Below are 7,896 nucleotides of genomic sequence, written 5' to 3' on the forward strand. Positions count from 1 at the left end.
TCCGGCCTCTGGCCGGCATTTTAAGCAAGGGCAAACAGCGCCCCACTAGGGCGCTGTTAACCGCGCCTAGTGGATTATTCTTGGATAATCATGGATGGATTTTTCCAACACCCCACCAGCTCCCCCCCTTCCTGGGTTTGCAGGTTTAGGGGCGTGACAGTTACGCCGGGGGTTCGTGACAGTTACGCCGGGGGGGCGTGACAGTTACGCCGGGGGCGTGACAGTTGCGCCGGGGGACGGATGGCGTTTGCGATCATGAGGGCGAAGAAGCTCAACAGCATGGGCACGGTGGCGGCTGCGTTGCAGCACTGCTACCGCGACCGCGAGACGCCGAACGCCGATCAGGAGCGCACACCGGACAACGATCACCTGGCGGCCAGATCGACCGATGAGGCGATGGGCAAGCTCAGGGAGCGGTTGCCGGAGAAGCGGCGCAAGGATGCGGTGCTGGCGGTCGAATACGTGATGAGCGCCTCGCCGGAGTGGTGGCAGACCGCAAGCGCCGACCAGCAGCGGGAGTTCTTCAAGCGATCGACCGAGTGGCTGGCCGCATGCCGAAAATTCAGATGCTCGGCGACGGCGATGAACTGAACAAGGGAAATGAGCGGTATCCTGCCAGACAGGATACCGACATTCACGAGGTTTCGATGGTTAGTGCGCCGCATCGGAGCGGGCCTGCTACCAGTCGTCGGTTAGACGACTGGCGACTTCTCGGTGGCAGCCCCACGGAGCCGAAGGAGCACCAGCCCCAACGAAACCAGTACCGCCATCGCCGTGGCGTAACAGATCACGGGCCACGCTGTGTCATCGTTTAAAAGTGCCACCGCCAATGTCCCGACAATGCTGACTATCAGGCTTTGAACGCAGAAGTAGAACGCGACCGCTGATCCCGCGATGTCGTCGAACTCTGCCAAAGCGCCGTTCGCGGTAACGGACACCGTGAAGACAATACCGACCGCGACAACCCACATCGGTAGGATGAAGGTGAGGAATGACGGCGAGCCGTAAAGTTCGCCGATCCCCAACAGGACCGCTCCGCAAACAAGCAACGCCATCCCACGCGCCACGCATCCTGCGATGCCCCATCTGGCGACAAAGGACTTCGCGAAACGGGTTGTCACGATCATTACAAGCGCGACAGTGGCGAAGGCAAAGCTGAATCCGATCTCGGAATATTCCGCTTGGCCTATGAGCACACGGGGAGCCGTCGAGAAGAAGACGAAGTAGGTGCCCATACCGGCGCTAAAGCCGACAGTGTAAACCCAAAAAGCCGGACTCGCGAAGATCGGCAAGACAGATCGGCGCGTCTTGACTTGATCCAGAGGGCGGGTTTCGTGCCACCTGAAACCCGCATTTAGGAGTGCGAGCATCGCCAGTATAGCCAAAGTAATGAATATCGCCTGCCATCCCAAGAACTCGCCGATCAATGCTCCGGCGATAGGGCCGAGCGCAGGCACGAACGCCAGCATCGAACTGAAAAGGCCGTAGATGACGACACCCTCAGGACGGTTGGCATAAACGTCGCGAACCGTCGCGAACGTCGCCACCAGCATGGCCGACGCGCCCACTGCTTGAAGTAGACGGAAAGCGACAAAGGCCGGTGCAGTTGAAGACCAAGCTGCTCCCAGAGACGCAATGACGAAAGCCGTTGCGCCCGCAAGTAGAATTGGCCGTCGCCCGATTCTGTCTGAGAGCGGACCAAAAATCACCTGGCCCACGCCGAGCATCACCATATAGAGGCTCAACGTGAGTTGGATCATAGCGGGCGTCGTGTTCAGGATGCCGGGCATCGCTGGAACGACAGGGAGATAAATATCCATCGCCAGTGAAGCGAGGATGTCGAAAGGAGCCATCAGCAGCAGTGCTGCCGGCAGCGTATAGGCCCACGCGGGGCGTGTGGTGGTCATGACGAATCAACCCTCGATTAAGGAATACCGGGCGACGTCTGCTCGTCAGCAATCAGATGAGACTAGCCTTACAGAGCGCCGCAACAACAATACTGGTTGTTGCGGCTTACTTGTCTGCTGACTTGGAATTTCCCATCTGATTACTCCACGCTTACGAATATGAATTGCTACATTTTATCCGATTATCTTTTGCATTCGCAATGCGGCATGGGCGCACTCAGCGTTCCAGCCCCCTCTGCCGCCCTAACTGCCACGACACCGACCCGCCCTGCACGATGCCCATAACCTCGCGGCCGAGTTGGCGGTCGATGATCGGCCGCCACGGGACAAGGGTGAACTCATGGGATTTCTCGACCACGGCGAACTTGCCGCTCGATAGATGCACGGTTCCGGTAAACTTGCCGCTGACGCTCTCGCCGTCCGTGGCGGCGCGGAACGGCAGGCCCTTACTCAAAGCCATATCCGATCCGACGCCGGCTACCTCGCGCTCCCGCAGGATGGCGAGAAGGTTGCGCCGGTAGAAGACGCGGCTGTCCCGGCTGCGGGTGGCGTCGCCCTGTTCGATATGGTGCTCGCGGCGCTGGTCCATGGCTTCGCGGACTTGTTGCCCCTGCCCCGTTTTGCCGGCGTGACCAACGCCCGGTGCCGACTGTTGGGTGCGAACACCCCGTGGAAGCGGGTTAGGTTGACTCTGGGCTTCGGTACCAGGGCGGCCAGCCTTGCAATGAAATCCAATGGTTCGAAAATGACGTGCGTGGTGCCGTCCCGGTACGGCGTCTTGAGCTGGTAGCAATCTGACAGTGCGGAGGGGGAGGGGCGTGACTGTTAAACAGGGGGTCAGCCTGCCGCCTTGGGCCGGGTGATGTCGTACTTGCCCGCCGCGAACTCGGTTACCGTCCAGCCCAGCGCAACCAGCTCCGGCAACGCCTCGCGCACCCGCTGGCGGCGCTTGCGCATGGTCGAACCACTGGCCTCTGACGGCCAGACATAGCCGCACAGGGTATCTATGGCCGCCTTGCCGGTCTTGCCGGGGTCGATCCAGCCACACAGGCGCTGATGCAGCAGGCGGGCCGCTTCGCTGTCCAGCGCTCGCACCTCGTCCATGCTGATGCGCACATGCTGGCCACCACCCATGACGGCCTGAGCAATTAAGGGGTTCAGGGCCACGTACAGACGCCCGCCTGCCTCGTCGCTGGCGTACTCGGCAAGCAGCCGGAACCCCTGCCGCTTGCGGCCATTTTGGGCGATGATGGAGACTGTCCACAGGCGCTCAATGCACTCCCGGATTGCCTTGAACTGGCTGCCGCCATCCTCTGCATACCCGATTTCACGGGCCAGCGCCCGATAGCTGCCCTTAACCACCATGGCATCAGCGGTAACGGCCTCCCACTTGGGTTCCAAGAACAACCGGAGCTGCTGCCCGCCTTCGGTCTTGGGTCCTGGGCTAAGCACTAGGCCATTAGGCCCAGCCATTGCCACCAGCCCTTGCAGGATGCGCAGATCATCAGCACCCAGCGGCTCCGGCCCCTTGAACTCGATCCGCTTGCCGTCGCCGTAGTCATACGTCACGTCCAGCTTGCTGCGCTTGCGCTCGCCCCGCTTGAGGGCACGGAACAGGCCGGGAGCCAGACAGTGCGCCGGGTCGTGCCGGACGTGGCTGAGACTGTACTTGTTCTTAGGCTTCACCACGGCGCACCCCCTTGCTTTTGCGCTGCTTTTCCAGCACGGCGGGTTTGAGCACCCCGCCGTCATGCCGCCTGAACCAGCGGTCTTTGAACGGCGCCCCATAGTTGGCCTTGCTGACACCAAAGCGGACGAAATAGGGCCGCTGTGAGTCGTCCACGCCCCATTCCTCGGCCTCGGCGGCCGTCATGCCGGACAGGTAGGACTGCCAGCGGATGTTATCCACCAGCACGGACGATCCCCGGCTGGCCTGCTGCTGGTCGCCTGCGCCCATCATGGCCGCGCCCTTGCTGGCATGGTGCAGGAACACGATAGAACACCCGGTATCGGCGGCGATGGCCTCCATGCGGCCAATCACCTGCGCCATGGGGCCACTGGCGTTCTCTTCCTCGATATGGAACCGACGCAGCGTATCCAACACCATCAGGCGGCGGCCCTCGGCGGCGCGCTTGAGGCCGTCGAACCACTCCGGGGCCATGATATTGGGCAGGCTGCCGATCAGCGGCTGGATTAGCAGACCGTCAGCCACGACTTGCCGTTGCTCGTCGGTCAGGTGCGCCCCCAATGCGTGCAGGCGGTGATGTATAGCGGTGGGCGGGTCTTCGGCGGGCAAGTAGATCACCGGGCCGGTGGGCAGCTCTCCCACGTCCAGCAGGTCGGGGCCGCCTGCGATCTGTGCGGCCAGCTGTAGAACCAGCATGGACTTGCCGGCCCCACCGGGGGACACCAGCGCCCCCACGGTACCGGCCACCATGTTGGGCAAAACGTAGTCCAGCGGTGGCGGCGCTGCTGTGAACGCCTCCAGAATATTGATAGGCTTATGGGTAGCCATGATTGCCTCCTGTTCAGGCAGTTGGTGGTTAGGCGCTGGCGGGGTCACTACCCCCGCCCTGCGCCGCTCTGAGTTCTTCCAGGTACAGACGCAGCGCCTCGGCCTCGTCGTCTGTGGCCCATATCTTACGGGCCTTGCGGCCCAGTTTTCGCTGAGCGTCGGCAAACCTAGCCTGCCTGATCGCGTTGGGCGTGGCCAACAGGTTGCCGGTCTGCGTGTCCCGATGGTCTTTCATCTCAAATCCTCCATTAGAGCTAACAGTATACTACCCGTTAGCGCTAATGCAAGCGTTACATGCTGAAATCTGGCCCGCCCCTGTCCATGCCTCGCTGGCGGGGTGCCGGTGCCTGTGCCAGCTCGGCCCGCGCAAGCTGGACGCTGGGCAGACCCATAACCTTGCTGACGGTGCGCTCGATGTAATCCGCTTCGTGGCCGGGCTTGCGCTCTGCCAGCGCCGGGCTGGCCTCGGCCATGGCCTTGCCGATTTCCTCGGCACTGCGGCCCCGGCTGGCCAGTTTCTGCGCGGCGATAAAGTCGCACTTGCTGAGGTCGTCACCGTAGCGCTTGACCAGTCCGGCCATCTCGCTGCGGTACTCGTCCAGCGCCGTGCGCCGGTGGCGGCTAAGCTGCCGCTCGGGCAGTTCGAGGCTGGCCAGCCTGCGGGCCTTCTCCTGCTGCCGCTGGGCCTGCTCGATCTGCTGGCCAGCCTGCTGCACCAGCGCCGGGCCAGCGGTGGCGGTCTTGCCCTTGGACTCACGCAGCAGCACCCACGGCTGATAGCCGGTGCGGGTGGTGTGCTTGTCCTTGCGGTTGGTGAAACCCGCCAAGCGGCCATAGTGGCGGCTGTCGGCGCTGGCCGGGTCGGCGTCGTACTCGCTGGCCAGCGTCCGGGCAATCTGCCCCCGGAGTTCACCGCCTGCGGCGTCGGCCACCTTGACCCATGCCTGATAGTTCTTCGGGCTGGTCTCCACGATCAGCGCCGGTTCCCGGCCCTCGGCTTTCATGTCCTCCAGGTCGAGCTCGCTGAGGTCGTCCACCAGCACCAGACCATGGCGTTCCTGCTCGGCGGGCCTGATATACACGTCATTGCCCTGGGCATTCATCCGCTTGAGCCATGGCGTGTTCTGGAGCACTTCGGAGGCTGACCATTCCCGGTTCATCATCTGGCCGGTGGTGGCATCCCTGACGCCGATATCGAAGCGCTCACAGCCCATGGCCTTGAGCTGTCGGCCTATGGCCTGCAAGGTTCTGTCGTTTTTCATCGGGCCACCAAGCGCAGCCAGATCGAGCCGTCCTCTGTTGTCAGTGGCGTCAGGTCGAGCAAGAGCAACGATGCGATCAGCAGCACCAGCGTAGGCATCATGGAAGCCGCCATCACGGTTAGCCACAGCTTCCAGTGCCACCCTCTGGCCGCGCTCCGGGCGCTCTGCGCGGCGTCGCTCACCTCGCTGGCCACTTCCCACAATTCCTTGGCCAGCTTGGCCCATGCTGCCTGTGTCTCGCGCTGGGCTTTCAGCCACTCCGCTGCCTGCGCCTCGCTGGCCTGCTGGGTCTGGCTCATGACCTGTCGGGCCTCGTCGGCCAGTGTCGCCATGCTCTGGGCCAGCGGCTCGATCTGCTCCGCTAACTCGTTGATTCCTCTGGATTTCTTCACTCTGTCGATTGCGCTCATGGTCTATAGCCTCCCGGTATTCCTGCAAGTCGATGATCTGGGCGTTGGCGGTGTCGATGTTCAGGGCCACGTCTGCCCGGTCGGTGCGAATGCCCCGGCCTTCCATCTCCACCACGTTCGGCCCCAGGTGAACACCGGGCAGGCGCTCGATGCCCTGCGCCTCAAGCGTTCGGTGGTCAATGCGGGCGTCGTGGCCAGCCCGCTCTAATGCCCGGTTGGCATGGTCGGCCCATGCCTCGCGGGTCTGCTCAAGCCATGCCTTGGGCTTGAGTGCTTCGGTCTTCTGCGCTCCGCCCTTCTCCGGGGCCTTGCCGTTGTACCGCTTGAACCACTGAGCGGCGGGCCGCTCGATGCCGTCATTGATCCGCTCGGAGATCATCAGGTGGCAGTGCGGGTTCTCGCCGCCACCGGCATGGATGGCCAGCGTATACGGCAAACGTTCGGCACCGGTCAGGTGCTGGGCGAACTCGGACGCCAGCGCCTTCTGCTGGTCGAGGGTCAGCTCGACCGGCAGGGCAAATTCGACCTCCTTGAACAGCCGCCCATTGGCGCGTTCATGCAGGTCGGCAGCATCCCAGTAGTCGGCGGGCCGCTCGACGAACTCCGGCATGTGCCCGGATTCGGCGTGCAGCACTTCATCCATGTCGCGGGCATACTTGCCTTCGCGCTGGATGTAGTCGGCCTTGGCCTTGGCCGATTGGCCGCCCGACCTGCTGCCGGTTTTCGCCGTAAGGTGATAAATCGCCATGCTGCCTCGCTGTTGCTTTTGCTTTTCGGCTCCATGCAATGGCCCTCGGAGAGCGCACCGCCCGAAGGGTGGCCGTTAGGCCAGTTTCTCGAAGAGAAACCGGTAAGTGCGCCCTCACGTACAAAGTACGGTCGGGGTTTGCCGCCGTCGTGCCTCCATGATAGCCTAAGAGACAGCACATTAACAATGAGGTGTCAAGATGGCTAAGGGGAGCAACAAGGCGGCGGATAGGCTGGCCAAGCTCGAAGAACAGCGAGCACGGATCAATGCCGAGATTCAGCGGGTGAGGGCAAGGGAGCAGCAGCAAGAGCGCAAGAACGAAACGCGGCGCAAGGTGCTGGTGGGCGCCATGATTCTGGCCAAGGTGAACAGCAGCGAGTGGCCAGAAGATCGGCTCATGGCGGCAATGGATGCGTACCTTGAACGCGACCACGACCGGGCCTTGTTCGGTCTGCCGCCACGCCAGAAGGATGAGCCGGCCTGAATTTAAACTAATAAAGGAAAGCAATAATGACTGATTTAAAACTAGACGATTACACAGACGCTGATTTTATTGATGAACTGCTCAGTGATGAACTGCGCTGTGAATGCGGAGAGGAGCTTCATTATTACGATGATGGTTCATTGAGTCGCTGCAATTCGTGTGATCCAGATAGAGAAACCAATCCAAACCTATGATTACCTGCGAACATTGCGGGAAATTAGCAGATGATGCCGATGCTGAATGATCGACCGAGACAGGCCCTGCGGGGCTGCACACGCGCCCCCACCCTTCGGGTAGGGGGAAAGGCCGCTAAAGCGGCTAAAAGCGCTCCAGCGTATTTCTGCGGGGTTTGGTGTGGGGTTTAGCGGGCTTTGCCCGCCTTTCCCCCTGCCGCGCAGCGGGTGGGGCCGGTGTGTAGCCTAGCGCAGCGAATAGACCAGCTATCCGGCCTCTGGCCGGCATTTTAAGCAAGGGCAAACAGCGCCCCACTAGGGCGCTGTTAACCGCGCCTAGTGGATTATTCTTGGATAATCATGGATGGATTTTTCCAACACCCCACCAGCTCCCCCC

General features: G+C 62.0%; 9 protein-coding genes and 4 pseudogenes. 3 read left to right on the forward strand and 10 right to left on the reverse strand.

The window, feature by feature from the left end; genetic code table 11:
• Window positions 1-279 precede the first annotated feature (279 nt).
• On the forward strand, window positions 280-591 hold the full coding sequence (locus ACH0WD_RS24130) for a plasmid recombination protein (RefSeq protein ID WP_223820406.1): 312 nt from the start codon (window positions 280-282) through the stop codon (window positions 589-591).
• Here the strand turns inward: ACH0WD_RS24130 and ACH0WD_RS24135 are convergent.
• The 10 genes and pseudogenes from ACH0WD_RS24135 to ACH0WD_RS24180 form a co-directional block, all read right to left on the reverse strand.
• A pseudogene (locus ACH0WD_RS24135) lies at window positions 546-665 on the reverse strand (LysR family transcriptional regulator); the annotation flags it as partial. The gene ACH0WD_RS24130 and the pseudogene ACH0WD_RS24135 sit on opposite strands and share 46 nt — an antisense overlap.
• Before the next feature lie 27 nt (window positions 666-692).
• Complete coding sequence (gene floR, locus ACH0WD_RS24140; RefSeq protein WP_058100717.1) at window positions 693-1,907, reverse strand: chloramphenicol/florfenicol efflux MFS transporter FloR; 1,215 nt, start codon at window positions 1,905-1,907, stop codon at window positions 693-695.
• Window positions 1,908-2,124: 217 nt separating this feature from the next.
• A pseudogene (locus ACH0WD_RS24145) lies at window positions 2,125-2,526 on the reverse strand (DUF3363 domain-containing protein); the annotation flags it as partial.
• Window positions 2,508-2,696, reverse strand: a pseudogene (locus ACH0WD_RS24150) (transposase); the annotation flags it as partial. The pseudogenes ACH0WD_RS24150 and ACH0WD_RS24145, both read right to left, overlap by 19 nt.
• 48 nt (window positions 2,697-2,744) lie before the next feature.
• On the reverse strand, window positions 2,745-3,596 hold the full coding sequence (gene repC, locus ACH0WD_RS24155) for a replication protein C, IncQ-type (protein WP_223602028.1): 852 nt from the start codon (window positions 3,594-3,596) through the stop codon (window positions 2,745-2,747).
• Entirely contained in the window at window positions 3,583-4,422 is an 840-nt protein-coding gene (locus ACH0WD_RS24160) for a helicase RepA family protein (RefSeq protein WP_114263612.1), read from the reverse strand. The genes repC and ACH0WD_RS24160 overlap by 14 nt, the downstream gene beginning before the upstream one ends.
• A gap of 28 nt (window positions 4,423-4,450) precedes the next feature.
• On the reverse strand, window positions 4,451-4,657 hold the full coding sequence (urfF, locus tag ACH0WD_RS24165; RefSeq protein WP_094336940.1) for a plasmid repression protein F: 207 nt from the start codon (window positions 4,655-4,657) through the stop codon (window positions 4,451-4,453).
• Between the two features lie 55 nt (window positions 4,658-4,712).
• Entirely contained in the window at window positions 4,713-5,684 is a 972-nt protein-coding gene (locus ACH0WD_RS24170) for a DNA-primase RepB domain-containing protein (protein ID WP_236766887.1), read from the reverse strand.
• The gene (locus ACH0WD_RS24175; RefSeq protein WP_198869628.1) at window positions 5,681-6,094 is read right to left on the reverse strand and encodes an IncQ-type mobilization protein MobB; all 414 of its coding nucleotides are present in this window, start codon (window positions 6,092-6,094) and stop codon (window positions 5,681-5,683) included. Before ACH0WD_RS24175 ends, ACH0WD_RS24170 begins: the two co-directional genes overlap by 4 nt.
• A 154-nt stretch (window positions 6,095-6,248) precedes the next feature.
• Window positions 6,249-6,842: pseudogene (locus tag ACH0WD_RS24180) on the reverse strand (MobA/MobL family protein); the annotation flags it as partial.
• A gap of 199 nt (window positions 6,843-7,041) precedes the next feature.
• Between ACH0WD_RS24180 and ACH0WD_RS24185 the strand changes: the two are divergent.
• A complete protein-coding gene (locus ACH0WD_RS24185; RefSeq protein ID WP_094336938.1) occupies window positions 7,042-7,326 on the forward strand; it encodes a mobilization protein in 285 nt (94 codons plus the stop codon).
• A gap of 26 nt (window positions 7,327-7,352) precedes the next feature.
• The gene (locus ACH0WD_RS24190) at window positions 7,353-7,520 is read left to right on the forward strand and encodes a hypothetical protein (protein WP_161403145.1); all 168 of its coding nucleotides are present in this window, start codon (window positions 7,353-7,355) and stop codon (window positions 7,518-7,520) included.
• Window positions 7,521-7,896 lie beyond the last annotated feature (376 nt).

This window comes from Salmonella sp. 2020_1395, assembly GCF_043848115.1.
Taxonomy (GTDB): domain Bacteria; phylum Pseudomonadota; class Gammaproteobacteria; order Enterobacterales; family Enterobacteriaceae; genus Salmonella; species Salmonella enterica.